Raw genomic sequence first — 20,854 nt, forward strand, 5'->3', positions numbered from 1 at the left:
GAGGACACTGAGAGATGTACAAGCTTTTCTTCCGCCTGGTTTTCTCCCGGATGGACCCCGAACAGGCCCACCTCCTGGCCTTCCGCTGGATCCGTCTGGCCGTGCGCGTCCCCGTGCTGCGCACCTTCGCCGCCGCCGCGCTCGCGCCCCGCTGCAAGGAACTGCGCACGGAGGCGTTCGGGCTGCGGATGCACGGCCCGTTCGGGCTCGCGGCGGGGTTCGACAAGAACGCCGTCGGGATCGACGGGATGGCGATGCTCGGCTTCGACCACGTCGAGATCGGCACGGTCACCGGGGAACCACAGCCCGGCAACCCGAAGAAGCGGCTGTTCCGGCTGACCGAGGACCGGGCGCTGATCAACCGCATGGGCTTCAACAACGAGGGCTCGCTGGCCGTCGCCGCCCGCCTGGCCTCGCGCACGCCCGTTTTCAGGACCGTCGTGGGCGTGAACATCGGCAAGACCAAGGCCGTCCCGGAGTCCGAGGCCGCCGCCGACTATGTGAAGTCGGCGGAGCGGCTCGCACCGTACGCCGACTACCTGGTCGTCAACGTCTCCTCCCCGAACACTCCCGGACTGCGCGACCTGCAGGCCACACAGGCGCTGCGCCCCCTGCTGAGGGCCGTCCGCGAGGCCGCCGACCGTACGGTCACCACCCGACGCGTCCCGCTGCTGGTGAAGATCGCCCCCGACCTCGCGGACGAGGACGTCGACGCTGTCGCCGATCTCGCCGTGGAACTGGGCCTGGACGGGATCATCGCCACGAACACCACCATCGCCCGCGAAGGGCTGGGTCTGCTGTCCGACCCCGCCGTGGTCAAGGAGACCGGCGGGCTGTCGGGCGCACCGCTGAAGGCACGCTCCCTGGAGGTGCTGCGCCGGCTGTACGCGCGCGTGGGTGACCGCATCACGCTCGTGGGCGTCGGCGGCATCGAGAACGCCGAGGACGTCTGGCAGCGCATCCTGGCCGGCGCCACCCTGGTGCAGGGCTACAGCGCCTTCGTCTACGAAGGTCCCTTCTGGGGCCGTGCCGTCCACAAGGGGCTCGCCGCCCGCCTGCGGACGAGCCCGTACGCCACCCTTGCCGACGCGGTCGGCGCCGACGTGAGGAAGTCCGCATGACAGCCCGCCCGTCACCCGACCCCCACCCCTCAACGAGGCCCTTCGGGCCGCGGGGTCCTTCTGGAGAACCCTTCGGCGCGCGGCTTCGCCGGGCCATGGACGAGCGTGGTCCGCTCTGCGTGGGCATCGACCCGCATGCCTCGCTGCTCGCCGAGTGGGACCTGAACGACGATGTCGCCGGCCTGGAGCGGTTCAGCCGCACGGTGGTGGAGGCGGTCGCCGAGCGGGTCGCCGTCGTCAAGCCCCAGAGCGCCTTCTTCGAGCGCTTCGGGTCGCGCGGCATCGCCGTTCTGGAGACGACGGTCCAGGAGGCGCGGGCGGCCGGGGCGCTGGTCGTCATGGACGCCAAGCGCGGCGACATCGGCTCGACCATGGCCGCGTACGCCGAGTCCTACCTCCACAAGGACGCGCCGCTGTTCTCGGACGCGCTGACCGTGTCGCCGTACCTCGGCTACGGGGCGCTCAGGCCGGCGGTCGAGACGGCGCGGGAGAGCGGCGCCGGGCTCTTCGTGCTGGCGCTGACCTCCAACCCGGAGGGCGGCGAGGTGCAGCACGCCGTGCGGTCCGACGGCCGCACCGTGGCGGCGACGATGCTCGCCCACCTCGCCGCCGAGAACGCGGGGGAGCGGCCCCTCGGCTCCTTCGGCGCGGTCGTCGGCGCCACGCTGGGTGACCTGTCGTCGTACGACCTGGACATCAACGGACCGCTCCTGGCGCCCGGCATCGGGGCCCAGGGAGCGACTCCGGCCGATCTGCCCGGGGTCTTCGGGGCGGCGGTGCGCAACGTGGTGCCGAACGTGAGCCGGGGGGTCCTGCGGTTCGGGCCCGACGTCCTCGCGCTGCGTGAGGCCGCGGACCGCTTCGCGGAGGAGGCCAGGGCCGCCGCGGCCGCTGCTTGAGAGCGTCCCGGAGGTCCGCCGGGGCTTCCCGCGGGCCTCTCGGGAGGCCGCTCGAGTCTGAATACATCCTCAAATCCGAGGCATTATGTCTGAAAAGTCCGTCTCGACAGAGGCTGACCAGGACTTTTCCGCTGTTCTCGCTGACTCTGGCGGACTTGCCCGCTAGTCTCCGACGAGTGGGGGCGCCTCCCACGCCCTCCAAGCAGTGGGGAGGACGGGCAAGCGTGTTGCTCGTGGCTCCCCAGGTGTGGGGCGACTAGGTTCCTCACCGGTCCGTATCCGACAGTTCGACATCCGAGGTGACGTAGGCGTGGCTCTTCCGCCCCTTACCCCTGAACAGCGCGCAGCCGCGCTCGAAAAGGCCGCCGCGGCTCGCCGGGAGCGGGCCGAGGTCAAGAATCGACTCAAGCACTCCGGCGCCTCCCTCCACGAGGTCATCAAGCAGGGCCAGGAGAACGACGTCATCGGAAAGATGAAGGTCTCCGCCCTCCTCGAGTCCCTGCCGGGCGTGGGCAAGGTCCGCGCCAAGCAGATCATGGAGCGACTCGGGATCTCCGAGAGCCGCCGCGTGCGTGGCCTCGGGTCCAACCAGATCGCCTCCCTGGAGCGCGAGTTCGGCGGCACCGCCGGCTGAGTCCGGGCGCTCCGGTTTGCTGGAATAATCGCTGCATGAGTGAACGTCCGCGGCTGACCGTGCTCTCCGGCCCCTCCGGGGTCGGCAAGAGCACGGTCGTCGCCCATATGCGCAAGGAATACCCCGAGGTCTGGCTCTCGGTGTCGGCCACGACCCGTCGGCCCCGCCCGGGCGAGCGGCACGGAGTCCACTACTTCTTCGTCACCGACGAGGAGATGGACAAGCTGATCGCCAACGGCGAGCTGCTGGAGTGGGCCGAGTTCGCAGGCAACCGCTACGGCACCCCGCGGGCCGCCGTCCTGGAGCACCTGGAGGACGGAGTGCCGGTCCTGCTGGAGATCGACCTCCAGGGCGCACGCCAGGTCCGCGAGTCCATGCCCGAGGCCCAGCTGGTGTTCCTGGCTCCTCCCTCCTGGGACGAGCTCGTGCGCAGGCTCACCGGACGGGGCACCGAGCCGCCCGAGGTGATCGGACGCCGTCTGGAGGCGGCCAAGACCGAGCTGGCGGCCGAGCCCGAGTTCGATACGACCCTGGTCAACACCTCCGTCGAGGATGTGGCGCGCGAGCTGCTAGCCTTGATGGACGTTGTGTGATCAGGGTTGTGTGATCAGGTCTGATCTTTCCCATCTTTCGGAAGGTAGCGCGTGTCCTCTTCCATCACCGCGCCCGAGGGCATCATCAACCCGCCGATCGACGAGCTCCTCGAGGCCACCGACTCGAAGTACAGCCTCGTGATCTACGCGGCCAAGCGGGCCCGCCAGATCAACGCGTACTACTCGCAGCTCGGTGAGGGCCTCCTCGAGTACGTCGGTCCCCTCGTCGACACCCACGTCCACGAGAAGCCGCTCTCGATCGCCCTGCGCGAGATCAACGCGGGTCTGCTGACCTCCGAGGCCGTCGAGGGCCCGGTTCAGTGACGACCACGCGGTGGCGCTGAGCGGTATCGCTCACCGCTGAGCACCCTTGTCCGCAGGCCCGGCAGGGGCCGCCTCCCGGCAGTGGCCGGGGACGGCTGCCGGGCCTGCGGTCTGCCCGGGGGCGCGGGGCCCCCGCGGTCATGCAGCATGGAGTCGTACGCCGGGAACGGTGGCGTACACGTGTCGAGTGCGGGGAGGCCCGGTGGGCAAGCCGAAGGTCGTTCTGGGGGTCAGCGGCGGGATCGCCGCCTACAAGGCATGCGAACTGCTGCGCAGACTGACCGAGTCGGGCCATGACGTCCGTGTCGTGCCCACCGCGTCCGCCCTCCACTTCGTCGGCGCCGCCACCTGGTCGGCCCTCTCCGGCAACCCCGTCGCCACCGAGGTCTGGGACGACGTCCACGAGGTCCCGCACGTGCGCATCGGCCAGCACGCCGACCTGGTGGTCGTGGCGCCGGCAACGGCCGACACGCTCGCCAGGGCGGCCCACGGCCTCGCCGACGACCTCCTCACCAACACACTCCTGACCGCCCGCTGCCCGGTCGTCTTCGCCCCGGCCATGCACACGGAGATGTGGGAGCATCCGGCGACCCAGGACAACGTGGCGACACTGCGCCGCCGCGGCGCCGTGGTGATCGAGCCGGCGGTCGGCCGCCTGACCGGCGTGGACACGGGCAAGGGCCGGCTGCCCGAGCCGGCCGAGATCTTCGAGGTCTGCCGTCGGGTGCTGGGGCGGGGCGTGAGAGAGCCCGACCTCGTCGGCCGGCACGTCGTGGTCAGCGCCGGCGGCACCCGCGAGCCCCTCGACCCCGTGCGCTTCCTCGGCAACCGCTCCTCCGGCAAGCAGGGCTACGCCCTGGCCCGCGCGGCCGCGGCCCGCGGCGCCCGCGTCACCCTGGTCGCCGCGAACACCGGCCTGCCCGCTCCCGCCGGTGTCGATGTCGTCCAGGTGGGCACCGCGGTGCAGATGCGCGAGGCGGTGCTGAAGGCGGCGGCGGACGCGGACGCCGTGGTGATGGCGGCCGCGGTGGCCGACTTCCGCCCGGCGGCGTACGCGACGGGGAAGATCAAGAAGAAGGACGGCCAGGACCCCGAGCCCGTCACCCTGATCAGGAATCCGGACATCCTCGCGGAGATCGCGGCGGACCGGGCCCGCCCGGGCCAGGTGATCGTCGGCTTCGCCGCGGAGACGGACGACGTGCTGGCCAACGGCCGCTCGAAGCTGGAGCGCAAGGGCTGCGACCTGCTCGTGGTGAACGAGGTGGGGGAGCGCAAGACGTTCGGCTCAGAGGAGAACGAGGCGGTCGTGCTCGGTACCGACGGAAGCGAGACGCCGGTGCCCCACGGGCCCAAGGAAGCGCTGGCCGAGACGGTCTGGGACCTTGTCGCGGACCGGCTGACCTGAACCGCCGCTCCTTTGCCGACGGCTGTCCGAACCCCGCACATTCGCGCGTGGCGGCCCTGGAAAAGACCGTGGGGCATTGGGCAGAATGCCCGTGCCGCAGGTCACAGGGCTCCCGAGAGGCGAGACACAGGGGCCGGTGGCCGAGCGCGACCGATAAACTGTTCCAGGACGACGCCGGGCGCAGCCCCCGTCCCGTCCGCCAATGATCAGCCAGCAGCCGCTGCAACCACAGGGAGCGTTGTGTCCCGTCGCCTGTTCACCTCGGAGTCCGTCACCGAGGGCCACCCGGACAAGATCGCTGACCAGATCAGCGACACCATTCTCGACGCGCTTCTGCGGGAGGACCCGACGTCCCGGGTCGCCGTGGAGACGCTGATCACGACCGGCCTGGTGCACGTGGCCGGGGAGGTCACGACCAAGGCGTACGCGCCGATCGCGCAGCTGGTGCGCGAGAAGATCCTCGAGATCGGCTACGACTCGTCGAAGAAGGGCTTCGACGGCGCGTCCTGTGGTGTCTCCGTGTCGATCGGCGCCCAGTCCCCGGACATCGCGCAGGGTGTGGACACCGCGTACGAGTCCCGGGTCGAGAGTGCCGCCGCAGGTGGAGAAGCAGACGAACTGGACCGCCAGGGCGCCGGCGACCAGGGCCTGATGTTCGGCTACGCGACGGACGAGACGCCGACCCTGATGCCGCTGCCGGTCTTCCTGGCGCACCGGCTGTCCAAGCGGCTGTCCGACGTCCGCAAGAACGGCACGATCCCCTACCTGCGCCCGGACGGAAAGACCCAGGTCACCATCGAGTACGACGGCGACAAGGCGATCCGTCTGGACACGGTGGTCGTGTCCTCGCAGCACGCCAGTGACATCGACCTCGATTCGCTGCTCGCCCCCGACATCCGCGAGTTCGTCGTGGAGCCGGAGCTGAAGACGCTCCTGGAGGACGGCATCAAGCTGGACACCGAGGGCTACCGCCTGCTGGTCAACCCCACCGGCCGCTTCGAGATCGGCGGCCCGATGGGTGACGCGGGCCTGACCGGGCGAAAGATCATCATTGACACGTACGGCGGCATGGCCCGCCACGGCGGCGGCGCGTTCTCCGGCAAGGACCCGTCCAAGGTGGACCGCTCGGCGGCGTACGCGATGCGCTGGGTCGCCAAGAACGTGGTCGCGGCCGGCCTCGCCTCCCGCTGCGAGGTCCAGGTGGCGTACGCGATCGGCAAGGCCGAGCCGGTCGGCCTGTTCGTCGAGACCTTCGGCACCGCCAAGGTCGACGCGGAGCGGATCGAGAGCGCGATCACCGAGGTCTTCGACCTCCGTCCGGCCGCGATCATCCGCGACCTGGACCTGCTGCGCCCGATCTACGCCCAGACGGCCGCGTACGGCCACTTCGGCCGCGAACTCCCGGACTTCACCTGGGAGCGCACCGACCGGGTGGACGCGCTGCGGAAGGCGGCGGGGCTGTAGTCCGGTCACACCCGAGCCATGAGGCCCGGCGCCCTTCGGGGGTGCCGGGCCCCGGCACATCCGGGGCCCGGAACGATCTACGGGGCGCCTCGGTGTCAGTGGTCTTTGCGAGAATGCACACGTGCGCAGCGGGAACGGGCAGCAGGGGACGGGTGGCGGAGACGCCGCGCCGCCCGAGCAGCTTGCGCTGATCCGCGAGGCCGTGCGGAAGGCCAAGGCGCCCAGGGCCAGGCCCCGGACATGGCGGGGGGCCGCGCTGGCCAGGGAGCTGCCCGTGGCGCGCGTGCTGGTCGACAAGGGTGTGCTGCATCTGGACCGCTGCTTCGACTACGCCGTGCCGGAGGAACTCGACGCCGTCGCGAGGCCCGGCGTGCGGGTGCGGGTGCGCTTCGGGGCCGGTGGGCGCACCGTGCGGGAAGGGCGGCGCGAGGGCGGCGGGCTCATCGACGGGTTCCTCGTCGAGCGCGTTCCCGAGTCCGACTACGCGGGACCCCTTGCCGCGCTGGCCCAGGTCGTGTCACCCGAGCCCGTGCTCTCGCCCGAGTTGCTCGGGCTCGCCCGGGCCGTCGCCGACCGCTATGCGGGCAGCCTCGCCGATGTGCTGCAACTTGCCGTACCACCCCGGCATGCCCGGGCCGAGGGCACCACGACGGGGCCGCCGCCCCCGCCCCCGCCTCCGCCCGCCCCGGGATCCTGGCAGCGGTACAGAAGGGGGACCGAGTTCCTGGCGTCCCTCGCGTCCGGTGGTGCGCCGCGGGCCGTGTGGACCGCACTGCCGGGGCCCGGGTGGGCGGAGGAGATCGCCCGGGCCGTGCAGGCCGCGCTCGCCTCGGGGCGGGGCGCGTTGGTCGTCGTGCCCGCCGGGCGTCCCGCCGCGCGGGTCGACGCCGCGCTGCGGGCGCTGCTCGGCGACGGGCAGCATGCGGTCCTGACCGCCGACGCCGGGCAGGAGCGACGGTACCGGGAGTGGCTCGCCGTGCGGCGCGGGTCCGTGCGGGCCGTCGTCGGGACCCGGGCCGCCATGTTCGCGCCCGTGCGCAATCTCGGACTCGTCGTGGTGTGGGACGACGGCGACAGCGGTCACAGCGACGACCACGCCCCCCACCCTCATGTCCGCGAGGTGCTGGAGCTGCGCGCCACCCGGGACAAGTGCGGTTTTCTGTTGGGGAGTTGGAGCTGCACCGTCGAGGCGGCCCAGCTCGTCGAGAGCGGGTGGGCCGCCCCGCTCGTCGCCGACCGCGACCAGGTGCGCGCCACCACGCCCCTGATACGGACCGTGGGGGACGGGGACCTCGCGCGCGACGAGGCGGCCAGGGCGGCGCGGCTGCCGACGCTCGCCTGGGAAGCGGTGCGGGACGGGCTGCGCCGTGGGCCCGTGCTGGTGCAGGTGCCGCGGCGGGGGTACGTGCCCCGGACCGCCTGCGCGCAGTGCCGGGCGCCCGCTCGCTGCCGGTCCTGCGCCGGGCCGTTGGCCGCGCAGCAGGCCGGGGAGCTGGGGTGCGGCTGGTGCGGGCGGGAGGAGACCGCCTGGCGCTGTCCCGAGTGCGGTGGTACCCGGCTGAGGGCACAGGTTGTGGGGGCCCGGCGGACCGCCGAGGAGCTGGGACGCGCGTTCCCGGCCGTTCCGGTGCGGACCTCGGGGCGTGAACAGGTCCTGGACACGGTGCCGGGGACGCCCGCTCTCGTCGTCAGCACGCCCGGCGCCGAGCCCGTCGCCGAGGGCGGCTACGCGGCCGCGCTGCTCCTCGACGGATGGGCCATGCTCGGGCGCCCCGATCTGCGCGCGGGCGAGGACGCGCTGCGCCGGTGGCTGGGCGCGGGCGCGCTGGTGCGGCCGCAGTCGGCCGGCGGGACCGTCGTGGTGGTGGCGGAACCGACGCTGAGGCCCGTGCAGGCGCTCGTCCGCTGGGATCCCGTCGGGCATGCGGTGCGGGAGCTTGCCGAGCGGGCCGAGCTGGGCTTTCCGCCGGTGTCGCGGATGGCCGCCGTGTCCGGGCCGCCTGAGGCCGTGGTGGGGCTCCTCGCCGAGGCCGAACTGCCCTCCGACGCCGAGGTCCTGGGGCCCGTGCCGCTGCCGGACGGGGAGCCCGGGCGGCCGCGGCGGGCCGGGGGACCGCCGCCGGGGGAGCGGTGGGAGAGGGCGCTCGTACGGGTGCCACCGGGGAGCGGGGCCGCGCTCGCCTCCGCGCTGAAGACCGCGCTCGCGGCCCGGACGGCACGCGGGGGGAGCGAGGCGGTGAGGATCCGGATCGATCCGCCGGACATCGGGTGACGGGCCGGTGGTGCCGTGCGGGCGCACGGACCTGCTCTGCACGGACCTGCTCTGGCGGTGGCGCCGTGCCGGGCTGTGTGACCGGCTCCGGCCGTGTGCGTCGTGCCCACCGGCTCCGGCGGTGGTGGTGGTGTGCGGGGCGCACGACCGGCTCCGGCCGTGGCGTTCCCCCCGGCGGGGCGCGGCTGCCTCCCGGTGGGGCCGGGAGGCAGACAGGAGTGTCGCTCAGCCGTTGCGCGGGCCCGGGAACGCCGTCGGCCTCGCCTCGTCCCGCAGGGTGGGGCTGCCGGCCGTGGGCTGCGTCGGCATGGCGCGGGCCGCGGGCACCGTGGCCATGCCCGGCCCGACGTTGAGCGTGCGGGTCCCGGACGGCTCCGGCGTGCGGTCGGCCTCGGCGGACGTCGGGGCGGCGGCACGGCGGGCGCCGTAGCGGCGGTGGACCGCCTGCTTGGTGACCCCGAGCGCGGAGCCCACGGCGTCCCACGAGAAGCCGAGCGAGCGGTCGAAGTCCACGGCCGCGGTGACCAGGGTCTCGACGCTGTCCCGCAGCTCCTGGGCGAGACGGACGGTCGGCGCGGGGGCGCGTCCGTAGACGACGAAGCCCGTGGACGGGCCGGAGCGGCGCGGGCGGTAGACGTTGCCCAACTGGGCGGTGAGGGTGCGCAGCGCGTCCACCTGCCGGCGGACCCGCTCGATGTCCCGCACCAGCAAGTGCAGGCTGGCCCGGGCCTGGGCGTCGTGGGTTGCGTGGTCGGCCATGAACAAGCCTCTCGAACCGGCGTTGAAAAGGGATGGGGCCGCGATCGCGGCCCGTTGCGGTCAACTCTCTCTTGACCAACGCGTGTGCCGGTCTGTGGTCACGGGGCGGGGCGTAAGCGCATATGCATACGCCCCCGGAGGGCGGTGCGCGCTATGGGTGCACATGCCGCTGGTCAGGGCAGCCGTCGGGATGCCGGCGACCCTAGACTGGTGTGCCCGCACGCCCCGGCACCGCCGGGGACCTGTGGACCCGTCAGAACTCCCGCCCCGAGAGGCCGTCACCCACCCATGAGGCTCGTCTTCGCAGGTACCCCCGAGGTCGCCGTCCCCGCGCTGGACGCTCTGATCGCGTCCGAACGGCACGAGGTGGCGGCCGTCGTCACGCGGCCCGACGCACCGGCGGGGCGTGGCCGCAGGCTGGTCGCCAGCCCCGTCGCCGAGCGGGCGGAGGAGGCCGGGATCGAGATCCTCAAGCCGAACCGGCCCCGGGACGAGGACTTCCTGGCGCGGCTGAGGGAGATCGCGCCCGACTGCTGCCCCGTCGTGGCCTACGGCGCGCTGCTGCCCCGGGCCGCCCTGGACATCCCCGCCCACGGCTGGGTCAATCTGCACTTCTCCCTCCTCCCCGCCTGGCGCGGTGCCGCCCCCGTGCAGCACTCCCTCCTGTCGGGCGACGAGATCACCGGCGCCTCCACCTTCCTCATCGAGGAAGGACTCGACTCCGGGCCCGTCTACGGCACCGTCACCGAGCGGATCCGGTCCACCGACACCAGCGGTGACCTCCTCACCCGTCTCGCCTTCGCCGGTGCCGGGCTGCTCGCCGCCACCATGGACGGCATCGAGGACGGCAGCCTCAAGCCGGTGCCGCAGTCCGCCGACGGCGTCACGCTCGCGCCGAAGATCACCGTCGAGGACGCACGGGTCGACTGGTCCGCGCCCGCGCTCCGCGTCGACCGCGTGGTGCGCGCCTGCACGCCCGCGCCCGGCGCCTGGACCACGTTCCGCGGCGAGCGGCTCAAGCTCATCCAGGTCGTCCCGGTGCCCGAGCGGACGGACCTCGCCCCCGGCCGGCTGTCCGTGGGCAAGAACGACGTGCACGCCGGCACCGGCTCGTACGCGGTCGAGCTGCTGTGGGTGCAGGCCCAGGGCAAGAGGCCGATGCGGGCCGCGGACTGGGCGCGCGGAGTGCGCATCGAGGCCGGGGAGGCCCTGGGGAGCTGACCTGCCCGGCCTGCCCGCCGCCCCGCCGACGTAGGCTGGGGGGCGCATTCCCTCCCACACCCGGAGCACCTTTTCCGTGAGCGACCACTCCCGTCGTCCCCGCAAGCCCGCCAAGCCCTACCGCCGGCCCAAGAAGGACCCCGTCCGTATCCTCGCCTTCGACGCGTTGCGGGCCGTCGACGAGCGGGACGCCTACGCCAACCTGGTGCTGCCGCCGCTGCTGCGCCAGGCGCGCGAGAAGGGCGACATCGACGCGCGGGACGCGGCGCTCGCCACCGAGCTGGTGTACGGCACGCTGCGTCGGCAGGGCACGTACGACGCCGTCCTCGCGGCCTGCGTCGACCGGCCGCTGCGCGACGTCGATCCACCCGTGCTCGACGTGCTGAGCCTCGGCGTCCATCAGCTGCTCGGGACGCGGATCCCGCAGCACGCCGCCGTCTCCGCCACGGTCGAGCTCGCCCGGGCCGTGCTGGGCGACGGGCGGGCCAAGTTCGTCAACGCCGTGCTGCGCAAGGTCGCCCAGCACGACCTCGACGGCTGGCTGGAGCGGGTGGCGCCGCCGTACGACGAGGACCCCGAGGACCACCTCGCCGTGGTGCACTCGCACCCCCGCTGGATCGTGTCCGCCCTGTGGGACGCCCTGGGCGGGGGCCGCGCCGGGATCGAGGACCTCCTCGAAGCCGACAACGAGCGGCCCGAGGTCACGCTCGTCGCCCGTCCCGGCCGCGTCACCACCGGGGAACTCCTGCGGGAGGATGCCGCGGAACCGGGGCGCTGGTCGCCGTACGCCGTGCGGCTCACCGCGGGAGGCGAGCCCGGTGCCGTGGACGCCGTGCGGGACGGCCGCGCGGGTGTCCAGGACGAGGGCAGCCAGCTCGTCGCCGTCGCGCTCGCGAACGCGCCCCTCGACGGACCCGACCGGGCCTGGCTGGACGGATGCGCCGGCCCCGGAGGCAAAGCCGCCCTGCTCGCCGCCCTCGCCGCCGAGCGCGGAGCCGTGCTCCTCGCGTCCGAGAAGCAGCCGCACCGGGCCGGTCTGGTGGCCCGGGCACTCGCCGGGAATCCCGGCCCCCACCAGGTCATCGCCGCCGACGGGACCCGCCCCCCGTGGCGGACCGGCACCTTCGACCGCGTCCTGATGGACGTGCCCTGCACGGGGCTCGGCGCGCTGCGCCGCCGGCCCGAGGCCCGGTGGCGGCGCCGGCCCGAGGACCTCGACGGGTTCGCGCCGTTGCAGCGCGCCCTGCTGCAAACGGCCCTGGAGTCCGTACGCGTCGGAGGGGTCGTCGGCTATGCCACCTGCTCGCCCCATCTCGCCGAGACCCGCGCCGTGGTCGACGACGTCCTCAAGCGGCAGGGGGGCGCCGAACTCATCGACGCCCGGCCGCTGATGCCCGGCGTCCCGGCCCTCGGGGACGGCCCCGACGTCCAGCTGTGGCCGCATCTGCACGGGACGGACGCGATGTACCTGGCGCTCATCCGCAGGACGCGCTGAGCCGAGGGGCGAGCGGGGCCGTGATCACCGGCACGGCGAGTCCCCGGCGCACGCGCCGCCCCCGTCCGCGGCCCCCGATTGCTTTCAGCCGGTACCGGGGGCGAGCAACCCGCCCGGAGCATGGCAGGCTTGGGGCATGGCCGTGCAGATCAACCCCAGCATCCTGTCCGCCGACTTCGCCCGCCTCGCCGAGGAGGCCAGGGCGGTGGAGGGCGCCGACTGGCTCCACGTCGACGTCATGGACAACCACTTCGTCCCGAACCTCACGCTCGGCGTGCCGGTCGTAGAGTCCCTGGTGCGGGCGACGGACACTCCGCTGGACTGCCACCTGATGATCGAGGAGGTCGATCGGTGGGCACCGCAGTACGTCGAAGCAGGTGCCTCGTCCGTCACCTTCCATGTGGAGGCGGCCGCGGCGCCGGTGCGACTCGCCCGTGAGATCCGCGCCAAGGGTGCCCGGGCCTCCATGGCCCTCAAGCCGGCGACGCCCATCGAGCCGTACGAGGACCTGCTGCCCGAGCTGGACATGCTGCTGATCATGACCGTCGAGCCGGGCTTCGGCGGCCAGGCGTTCCTCGACATCATGCTCCCCAAGATCCGCCGCACCCGTGAGCTGATCGGCAAGCACGGCCTTGAGCTCTGGCTGCAGGTCGACGGCGGTGTCTCGGCCTCCACCATCGAGCGCTGCGCGGAGGCGGGCGCGGACGTCTTCGTGGCCGGTTCGGCGGTGTACGGGGCGGCCGACCCGGCCGCGGCGGTCCATGCACTGCGCACCCAGGCGGAGCGGGCGACGGCCCGCGCCTCCTGGGCCTGCGACGACTGAGCCAACGGAAGCTGAACGCCGACCGTCCGGGCTGAGCGGGCAGCGCGGATCTGCAAGGATGAACGGCGTATGCAGAGTGTGAACAGCAGTGAGGAGATGGCCGTGTCGGGTATGTCGGCGGGCCGGTCAGCCATGCGGATGGGACCCGCTGAGCTGGTGCAGGCGGCGGCGATGGCCCGCCGCTTCTACCTCGAGGGCAAGTCCAAGATCCAGATCGCGGAGGAGTTCGGCGTCAGCCGCTTCAAGGTGGCCCGGGTCCTGGAGACCGCCCTCGAACGGGATCTCGTGCGCATCGAGATCCGTGTGCCGGCCGAGCTGGACGCCGAGCGCTCCGACGCGCTGCGCGCCCGCTACGGCCTCAGGCACGCCGTCGTGGTCGAGTCCCCGGCAGACGCCGAGGAGTCACCCGACCCCGAGAACCTCGGCGAGGTGGCGGCCGACCTGCTCGGCGAACTGGTGACCGAGGGGGATGTGCTGGGCCTGGCCTGGGGCCGCTCCACCATCCACATGGCCGCCGCCCTGGACCGGCTGCCGCCGTGCACGGTGGTGCAGCTGACGGGCGTGTACGACGCCGGGACCGCCGAGCGCGGCTCGGTGGAGGCGGTCCGCCGTGCGGCGCAGGTGTCGGGCGGTGACGCGCACCCCATCTACGCGCCGATGCTGCTGCCGGACGCCGCGACAGCGCAGGCGCTGCGGCACCAGACCGGGATCGCGCGCGCCTTCGAGTACTTCGACAAGGTCACGGTCGCCTGCGTGTCCATCGGCTCCTGGGAGCCCGGCATCTCGACCGTGCACGACATGCTCACCGAGGAGGAGCGCGCCCACTACGCGTCGCTCGGTGTCGCCGCTGAGATGTCCGCGCACCTCTTCGACGCCGAGGGCCGCCGCATCGGACGGGATCTGGGGGAGCGGTGCATCACCGTCAAGGCGGACCAGCTCCGTCGCATCCCCGAGGTCGTCGCGATCGCGGGCGGGCAGCGGAAGGCGGCCGCGATCGACGCCGTGCTGCGCTCCGGGCTCGTCACCAGCCTGGTGACCGACACATCGGCGGCGGACTACCTGATGACGGCGGGCCCGACGCCGACCCCGGCCCTGAACCGGGCCGATCCGGACGGGGCCTGAGGGACCCGGCGGACCTGAGCGCGGACCGCGCGAGGACGGCCGTTCCCGTTCCCGCCCCCGCCGTCCCGGGCCTGCCCGGGACGGCGGGGGCACCGGGCCCCGCAGCGGGGCGCGCTCCATCCATGATCATGACGAAGCGCTGGGGGCGCTACCGAGATGACCGACGACCTGGCGGGCCGCCTCGTGGTCACGCTGGACCTCTGGGGCACCGCCGACAAGGCCGCGTTCATGGAGCGGATCGTGCGCGCCCTGGACCTGCCGGACTGGTTCGGCCGCAACTGGGACGCGCTCGCCGACTCGCTCACCGACCGCGCCGTCTGGCCCGCGGGCGCCGCCGAGAGGGGACTGCTGCTCGTCGTACGCGGCTGGCAGCCGTACGCCGCGGCACAGCCCCGGGAGTGGGCCATCGCCCAGGAGGTGTTCCGCGAGGCGGTGAGGCGCACGCCCGGACTCTGCGTCGCGCTCGCTCTTGGAGGATTCCATGAACAGCCCTCTGACCAGCCTGGATGATCCGACCGGGGACCGCGTACCGCCCGTCATGGGACACTGAAGTACGTGCTCTCCCCCTGGCTGACCTGTCCGGGGGCCGCCTCTGATCGACTGGGATGTGCAGCACGTGCGTTTCCTCAATGACATCCGGCCCGCGTACGACCTGACGTACGACGACGTCTTCATGGTGCCGAGCCGCTCCGCGGTCGGCTCCCGTCAGGGCGTGGATCTCGCCTCCCCGGACGGCACGGGCACAACCATCCCGCTCGTCGTCGCCAACATGACCGCCATCGCCGGCCGCCGCATGGCGGAGACGGTGGCCCGGCGCGGCGGACTGGTCGTCATACCGCAGGACATCCCGATCGAGGTGGTCGCCGAGGTCATCTCCTGGGTCAAGGGCCGCCACCTGGTGCTGGACACCCCGATCGTGCTGGCCCGGCACCAGACCGTCGCCGACGCCCTCGCGCTGCTGCCCAAACGTGCGCACAACGCGGGCGTGGTCGTCGACGACGAGCACCGGCCGATCGGTGTGGTGACGGACGCCGACCTGTCCGGGGTGGACCGCTTCACGCAGCTGGAAGTGGTGATGTCGAAGGACCTGCTGCTCCTCGACGCCGGCATCGACCCCCGCGAGGCCTTCAACGTCCTCGACACCGCCAACCGCCGCTATGCGCCCGCCGTCGACGAGGACGGCAGGCTGACCGGCATCCTCACCCGCAAGGGCGCCCTGCGTGCCACGCTGTACACGCCGGCCACGGACGCGAACGGCGGGCTGCGCATCGCGGCTGCCGTCGGTATCAACGGGGACGCCGCGGGCAGGGCCAAGCAACTCCTGGACGCGGGCGTCGACACGCTCGTCATCGACACCGCGCACGGCCACCAGGAGTCCGTGATCGCGACCATCCGGACGGTGCGGGCGCTGAACCCGCGGGTCCCGGTGGTGGCGGGCAACGTGGTCGCCGCCGAGGGCGTGCGCGATCTGATCGAGGCGGGCGCGGACATCGTCAAGGTCGGCGTGGGTCCCGGTGCCATGTGCACCACGCGCATGATGACGGGCGTCGGCCGCCCGCAGTTCTCGGCGGTCCTGGAGTGCGCGGCCGAGGCGAGGAAGTACGGCAAGCACGTGTGGGCCGACGGTGGTGTCCGTCACCCGCGCGACGTCGCGATGGCACTGGCGGCGGGCGCCTCCAACGTGATGATCGGCTCGTGGTTCGCGGGCACGTACGAGTCCCCCGGCGACCTGCAGCAGGATGCGGACGGCCGCCTCTACAAGGAGTCGTTCGGCATGGCGTCGGCGCGCGCGGTCCGCAGCCGTACGGCGGAGGAGTCGGCGTACGACCGCGCCCGCAAGGCCCTGTTCGAGGAGGGCATCTCGACCTCCCGCATGTTCCTCGACCCGGCCCGCCCGGGCGTCGAGGACCTGATCGACGCGATCATCGCGGGTGTCCGGTCCTCCTGCACGTACGCGGGCGCAGGCACCCTGGAGGAGTTCGCCGAGCGGGCCGTCGTCGGCATCCAGAGCGCGGCCGGATACGCGGAGGGCAAGCCGCTGCACGCCAGCTGGAGCTGACGCGCCTTCAGGAGCCCGGGTGCGCCCCGGCGGCGTCCCGCCGGCCGGGGAAGCGGGGGCCGTCGCCGCGACGGCCCGTGTTCTACTTCCTGTACGGCCACTTGAGCTCCCGCCGGCCGCCGCGGACCCCGCGGCACCGGCAGCCGCCCCGTGGCACCCGCAGCCACCGCACAGAAGTGAACCACCCGCCGTGCTGAACGATCTCGACGAACGCATCGTCCACGCCCTCGCCGAGGACGCCCGCCGCTCCTACGCGGACATCGGGCAACTGGTCGGCCTGTCCGCCCCCGCCGTGAAGCGGCGTGTGGACCGGCTGCGCGCGACCGGCGCCATCACCGGGTTCACCGTCCGGGTGGACCCGGTGGCGCTCGGCTGGGAGACCGAGGGCTTCGTCGAGATCTACTGCCGCGGCAACACCTCGCCGGAGACCATCCAGCGGGGCCTCGAGCGCTACCAGGAGGTCGTGGCCGCCTCCACCGTCACCGGTGAGGCGGACGCGGTCGCCCAGGTCTTCGCCTCCGACATGCGCCACTTCGAGCGCGTCCTGGAACGTATCGCCGGGGAGCCGTTCGTGGAGCGGACGAAGTCCGTGCTGGTGCTGTCGCCCTTGCTGCGGCGCTTCTCCTCGGGCTCGCCCGCCTAGAAGGCTCACGCGGCGGGGCCGGAACCCCGAGATCTTCATGAGTTTTCCAGCGCCGATCGCGCGGCCCGGTCAGAAGGCGAGGTCGCGCGGCTCGGCGCGCACCGTCATCCACTTCAGCTCGGTGAACTCCTCCGCGGCGAAGCCGGTGCCGAACCGGCCCCAGCCGCTGACCTTGACGCCGCCGAACAGCATCTGCGGCTCGTCGTTGACCGGCTGGTCGTTGACGTGCACGATGCCCGCCTCCAGCCGCCGGGCGAGCTCCAGCCCCCGATGGGGATCGCCCGTCAGGACACCGGCGGCGAGCCCGTAGCGCGAGGCGTTGGCGCGCTCGACCGCCTCGTCCGCGCTGTCGACCGTTTCCAGGACGACGACCGGTCCGAAGGTCTCGTCGAAGGCGAGCTCGGCGTCATCCGGGACATCGGTGAGGACGGTGGCCGGATAGCACGGCGGCTTTGCCTTCCCGCCCGTCAGCACACGGGCGCCCATCGAGACAGCCTCCTCGGCCCGGCGGGTGAGCAGGGACAGCGCCCACTTGTTGATCACCGGCCCGACCACCGTGCGCGGGTCGCCGGGGCCGCCGGTGGGCAGTGCGGCGGCCTTCGCGGTGAAGAGCCGGGTGAACTCCTCGGCGATGGGCCGTTCGACGAAGACGCGCCGGGCGCACATGCACACCTGCCCCTGGTGCACGAACGCCCCGTAGGCAGCGGCGTCCACGGCGCGGGGCAGGTCGGCGTCGGCGAGGACGATGAGGGGGTTCTGACCGCTGAGCTGGAGCACCACCCGCTTGAGGTGGCGTCCGGCCGACTCGGCCAGACGCCGGCCGGTCGGCGTGGAACCGGTGAAGTCGATGCGGCGCACGCTCGGATGGGAGATGTGGGACGCCGACGAGGGCCGCGGTGTCCGGGTCCTGGGCGGCGGCCCGCATCTCCCGGCCGAACGCGGTGCGCCGCAGCATGAACTGCAGCCCGCCGAGGACGGCGACGGCGAGGATCAGCACGCCGAGGTGGGGCACCGACAGCTGGCCGGCGATCCGCCAGCTGCCGGTCGCCAGGGAACCTGCGGCCGGGCCAAGGCTGCGCTCATCGGGCGAGAAGATCTGCGGCAGGGCGTTCTGCAGGACGATGGCGAGCCCGAACCTGGTCAGCAGCGTGGTGAGTTCGCCCCCGCGCAGACTGCGGGCCAGGACCTCCACGAGTCGCTCGCCGAGGAGTTCACGCAGAAGTTCGTGGAGAAGGCCGCCGGGCTGCGGGCGGGCGACCCCGCGCACCCGAGGACCGTGGCCGGGCCCCTGGTCGGCGCCGCGGCGGCGCAGCGGGTGGCCGCGCTGGTCGAGGACGCCATGGTCAAGGGGGCCACGGTGCTCACCGGCGGCGGGGAGCCGGAGGGTGCGGTCCACCCCGCGACCGTGCTCAGCGGTGTCTCCAAGGACGCGGACCTGCACTACGCCGAGGCGTTCGGTCCGGTCTGCGTGCTCGGCACCTTCGCAGCCGACGACGCGGTGGCCGTCGCCAACGACACGGACAACGGCCTGACCTGCTGCGGCATCATCACCGAGAACGCCACCCATGGACTGGCCGTCGCCCGCCGGGTTCACACCGGCATCGTGCACATCAACGACCAGTCCGTCGCCGACGAGCCGCACGCGCCCTCCGGCGGGGTGAAGGCATCCGGCTACGGCCGCTTCGGCGGACGCTGGGGCATCGAGGCGTTCTCCCACACCCGCTGGGTCACCATCGCCACCCAGCAGGCCCACTACCCGTTCTGACCCTCACCGGGTCCTGCCGTTTCGGCCGGGCCCGGCCCGGGGCCGCGGTCCTGATCGGCCGTCGTGCGGGCCAGCGCGTTGTTGCCGATCGAGTTGTGCACGCTGAAGCTCACGACGTCCGAACGGTAGCGGTCGTCCGACCACTCCACCGGGCGCCCTTCGCGGGTGGTCGTGACGCGGCGGACCCGAAGCAGCGGGCTGGTGCGCCGGACACCGAGCAGCTCGGCATCCCGGGCGCCGGCCGCGACCGCGTCGATGACGTGCTCCCCGTACGCGAGGACCACACCCGTGTCGTCGAACAGCCGCTGGGTGACGGAGGGGCACTCGGGGTCGATGGCCTCGACCGCCGGGGAGATCCAGTCGGCGTACACCGTGCGCTCCAGCAGCACGGGTTCGCCGTCCAGCCCGCGCACCCGCAGGACGTGCAGCACGGGCGTCCTCTCCCGCAGGTGGAGCCGCACCGAGTCCTCCTTGGTCGCCGGGCGGTACTCCTGCGCCACCACACGCCCGGTCGCCTCCCGCCCCGTCGACCGGGCCCACTGCGCGAAGCTGCGCAGTTCCGTGAAACTCTGGCTGCGACGGCTCGCCAGGACCACCCGGCGGGCGCCCTGCCGCGATCCGATGAGCCCGTCGGCGGTCAGCGACGCGAGGGCCTGGCGGACCGTGCCGCGCGAGACCCCGTACCAGGACGCGAGTTCCGTCTCGGTGGGCAGCATGCCGCCCACCGTGTACTCCTCGCGGTCGATCGCCCTCCGCAGTTCGTCGGCGATCTCCTCGTGTCGCGCCGCCATGCTTCCTCTCAGAGTCGGTTGCTGCGCACAGCGTGATCAGCCTAATCGAGATCCGATGGCGATCGACGAAGCCTCGGAATGTGCAAAAAATCGGGGCCCAGGGTTTCTCCGGTGTTTACGGAGCGGACACCAATGGCAGGCTGACTGAAATCAACTTGTTCAGACAAGTCTCCCGTCCCCCTGAGCCCAGCGCGCACTCCTGGAGAGACCCCGTGACCGTCCACCTGCCGAGAACCGCCGCCCTCGGCGGCGGCCTTGCCGTCGTCGCCGCACTCGCCCTCAGCGCTTGCGGCGCCGCCCCCGACAACGCCTCCGCCACCGCCGACGGCAAGAGCCCCGCCACCGCCACCTCCGCCGCGGACCTCGGCGGCATGGACGCCCTGGTGAAGGCGGCGAAGAAGGAGGGCACGCTGCACGCGATCGCCCTGCCCCGCGACTGGGCCAACTACGGCGCCCTGATCGACGGCTTCCAGAAGAAGTACGGCATCAAGATCGAGGTCGAGAACCCGGACGGATCCAGCCAGGACGAGATCAACGCGGTCACCTCCCGCAAGGGACAGGGCCGCGCGCCGGACGTCCTCGACCTCGGCAGCTCCTTCGCGCTGAGCGCCGCCCAGCAGGGACTGCTCGCGCCGTACAAGGTCGCGGGCTTCGACGGCATACCCGAGGGGCAGAAGGACGCGCAGGGCCGCTGGTACAACGACTACGGCGGCTATGTGTCCATCGGCTGTGACGCCAAGCGAGTCAAGGAGTGCCCCACCACCTTCAAGGACCTCCTCAAGCCGCAGTACAAGGGGCAGGTCGCGCTCAACGGCAACCCGACCCAGTCCGGCTCCGCCTTCGGCGGCGTCTACGCGGCCGCCCTGGCGGGCGGCGGCTCGTTCGACGACATCCAGCCCGGCCTCGACTTCTTCGCCAAGCTGAAGAAGAACGGCAACTACACGCCCGTCGAGTCGACCCCCGCCACCGTCGAGAAGGGCGAGACCCCGATCAGCATCGACTGGGACTACCTCAACGCCGGATACGCCGAGGAGTTCAAGTCGAAGGGCGTCGACTGGAAGGTGTCGGTGCCGTCCGACGGCAAGTACGCGCAGTACTACTCGCAGGCCATCAACAAGGACGCCCCGCACCCGGCGGCCGCCCGCCTGTGGGAGGAGTACCTCTACAGCGCCGAGGGGCAGAACCTGTGGCTCAAGGGGTACGCGCGACCGGTCCTGATGGCCGCCATGGAGAAGGCCGGCACGCTCGACAAGGCCGCCGCGGCCAAGCTGCCCGAGGTCTCCGGCACGCCCGCCTTCCCGACCGAGGCCCAGCAGACCAAGGCCAAGGGTGTCCTCGCCCAGGGCTGGAGCAAGGCCGTCTCCGGGTGACCACCGAGCCCCGCGACATGACCCTCGCCGCCGCTCCCGCACCCACCGCGTCCGACGCCGCGCCCGCCGCCTCCGTGCGGCGGGGCGGCGCCGC

Annotated in this window: 18 protein-coding genes and 2 pseudogenes; 17 read left to right on the forward strand and 3 right to left on the reverse strand. The window is 72.7% G+C overall.

The annotated features are described in order from the left end of the window. The first annotated feature begins 14 nt into the window (after positions 1 to 14). From ACFSL4_RS21825 to ACFSL4_RS21860, 8 genes and pseudogenes are all read left to right on the forward strand, one after another. Positions 15 to 1,121 carry a quinone-dependent dihydroorotate dehydrogenase gene (locus ACFSL4_RS21825; RefSeq protein WP_381085438.1) on the forward strand — a complete coding sequence of 369 codons (1,107 nt, stop codon included), beginning with the start codon at positions 15 to 17 and terminating at the stop codon, positions 1,119 to 1,121. A 65-nt stretch (positions 1,122 to 1,186) separates the two neighbouring features. Further along, positions 1,187 to 2,020: pseudogene (pyrF, locus tag ACFSL4_RS21830) on the forward strand (orotidine-5'-phosphate decarboxylase); the annotation flags it as partial. Between the two features lie 310 nt (positions 2,021 to 2,330). Continuing rightward, entirely contained in the window at positions 2,331 to 2,654 is a 324-nt protein-coding gene (locus tag ACFSL4_RS21835; RefSeq protein ID WP_381085440.1) for an integration host factor, read from the forward strand. Between the two features lie 35 nt (positions 2,655 to 2,689). After that, the gene (gene gmk, locus ACFSL4_RS21840; protein WP_381085443.1) at positions 2,690 to 3,247 is read left to right on the forward strand and encodes a guanylate kinase; all 558 of its coding nucleotides are present in this window, start codon (positions 2,690 to 2,692) and stop codon (positions 3,245 to 3,247) included. A 51-nt stretch (positions 3,248 to 3,298) separates the two neighbouring features. Beyond that, the gene (gene rpoZ / locus ACFSL4_RS21845) at positions 3,299 to 3,571 is read left to right on the forward strand and encodes a DNA-directed RNA polymerase subunit omega (RefSeq protein WP_030493615.1); all 273 of its coding nucleotides are present in this window, start codon (positions 3,299 to 3,301) and stop codon (positions 3,569 to 3,571) included. A gap of 202 nt (positions 3,572 to 3,773) precedes the next feature. Further along, positions 3,774 to 4,976 (forward strand): bifunctional phosphopantothenoylcysteine decarboxylase/phosphopantothenate--cysteine ligase CoaBC, encoded by a 1,203-nt coding sequence (coaBC, locus tag ACFSL4_RS21850; RefSeq protein WP_381085447.1) that lies wholly within the window; start codon positions 3,774 to 3,776, stop codon positions 4,974 to 4,976. A gap of 240 nt (positions 4,977 to 5,216) precedes the next feature. Then, a complete protein-coding gene (metK, locus tag ACFSL4_RS21855) occupies positions 5,217 to 6,440 on the forward strand; it encodes a methionine adenosyltransferase (protein WP_381085450.1) in 1,224 nt (407 codons plus the stop codon). Positions 6,441 to 6,561: 121 nt separating this feature from the next. Next, positions 6,562 to 8,712, forward strand: a complete 2,151-nt coding sequence (locus ACFSL4_RS21860) for a primosomal protein N' (protein ID WP_381085453.1) — start codon at positions 6,562 to 6,564, stop codon at positions 8,710 to 8,712. A gap of 225 nt (positions 8,713 to 8,937) precedes the next feature. On the opposite strand, the gene ACFSL4_RS21865 is transcribed toward ACFSL4_RS21860, so the two are convergent. Continuing rightward, on the reverse strand, positions 8,938 to 9,471 hold the full coding sequence (locus tag ACFSL4_RS21865; protein ID WP_381085455.1) for a hypothetical protein: 534 nt from the start codon (positions 9,469 to 9,471) through the stop codon (positions 8,938 to 8,940). Between the two features lie 288 nt (positions 9,472 to 9,759). Between ACFSL4_RS21865 and fmt the strand changes: the two genes are divergently transcribed. The 7 genes from fmt (at position 9,760) to ACFSL4_RS21900 (ending at position 16,834) form a co-directional block, all read left to right on the forward strand. Then, positions 9,760 to 10,692 (forward strand): methionyl-tRNA formyltransferase, encoded by a 933-nt coding sequence (gene fmt, locus ACFSL4_RS21870; protein WP_381085458.1) that lies wholly within the window; start codon positions 9,760 to 9,762, stop codon positions 10,690 to 10,692. A gap of 76 nt (positions 10,693 to 10,768) precedes the next feature. Then, positions 10,769 to 12,187, forward strand: a complete 1,419-nt coding sequence (locus ACFSL4_RS21875) for an RsmB/NOP family class I SAM-dependent RNA methyltransferase (RefSeq protein WP_381085461.1) — start codon at positions 10,769 to 10,771, stop codon at positions 12,185 to 12,187. Between the two features lie 136 nt (positions 12,188 to 12,323). Beyond that, complete coding sequence (gene rpe, locus ACFSL4_RS21880) at positions 12,324 to 13,010, forward strand: ribulose-phosphate 3-epimerase (protein ID WP_381085464.1); 687 nt, start codon at positions 12,324 to 12,326, stop codon at positions 13,008 to 13,010. Positions 13,011 to 13,088: 78 nt separating this feature from the next. Next, positions 13,089 to 14,132 carry a sugar-binding transcriptional regulator gene (locus ACFSL4_RS21885; RefSeq protein WP_381085514.1) on the forward strand — a complete coding sequence of 348 codons (1,044 nt, stop codon included), beginning with the start codon at positions 13,089 to 13,091 and terminating at the stop codon, positions 14,130 to 14,132. A gap of 156 nt (positions 14,133 to 14,288) precedes the next feature. Continuing rightward, positions 14,289 to 14,642, forward strand: a complete 354-nt coding sequence (locus ACFSL4_RS21890; RefSeq protein WP_381085467.1) for a barstar family protein — start codon at positions 14,289 to 14,291, stop codon at positions 14,640 to 14,642. Positions 14,643 to 14,748: 106 nt separating this feature from the next. Further along, positions 14,749 to 16,191: a GuaB1 family IMP dehydrogenase-related protein gene (locus ACFSL4_RS21895; protein WP_381085470.1), complete on the forward strand. Its 1,443-nt coding sequence runs from the start codon at positions 14,749 to 14,751 to the stop codon at positions 16,189 to 16,191. A gap of 190 nt (positions 16,192 to 16,381) precedes the next feature. After that, positions 16,382 to 16,834 (forward strand): Lrp/AsnC family transcriptional regulator, encoded by a 453-nt coding sequence (locus ACFSL4_RS21900; protein ID WP_381085473.1) that lies wholly within the window; start codon positions 16,382 to 16,384, stop codon positions 16,832 to 16,834. A 69-nt stretch (positions 16,835 to 16,903) separates the two neighbouring features. Here ACFSL4_RS21900 and ACFSL4_RS21905 read toward each other — a convergent pair whose 3' ends face one another. Continuing rightward, entirely contained in the window at positions 16,904 to 17,692 is a 789-nt protein-coding gene (locus ACFSL4_RS21905) for an aldehyde dehydrogenase family protein (RefSeq protein WP_381085476.1), read from the reverse strand. A gap of 328 nt (positions 17,693 to 18,020) precedes the next feature. Between ACFSL4_RS21905 and ACFSL4_RS21910 the strand changes: the two are divergent. Next, a pseudogene (locus ACFSL4_RS21910) lies at positions 18,021 to 18,599 on the forward strand (aldehyde dehydrogenase family protein); the annotation flags it as partial. Here ACFSL4_RS21910 and ACFSL4_RS21915 read toward each other — a convergent pair. Then, entirely contained in the window at positions 18,587 to 19,390 is an 804-nt protein-coding gene (locus ACFSL4_RS21915; RefSeq protein ID WP_381085479.1) for a GntR family transcriptional regulator, read from the reverse strand. The pseudogene ACFSL4_RS21910 and the gene ACFSL4_RS21915 sit on opposite strands and share 13 nt — an antisense overlap. Before the next feature lie 212 nt (positions 19,391 to 19,602). On the opposite strand from ACFSL4_RS21915, the gene ACFSL4_RS21920 reads away from it, so the two are divergent. Next, entirely contained in the window at positions 19,603 to 20,760 is a 1,158-nt protein-coding gene (locus tag ACFSL4_RS21920) for an ABC transporter substrate-binding protein (protein WP_381085482.1), read from the forward strand. The last annotated feature ends 94 nt before the right edge of the window (positions 20,761 to 20,854 follow it).

Source organism: Streptomyces caeni (genome assembly GCF_042678285.1).
In the GTDB taxonomy this organism is placed as follows: Bacteria; Actinomycetota; Actinomycetes; order Streptomycetales; family Streptomycetaceae; genus Streptomyces; species Streptomyces caeni.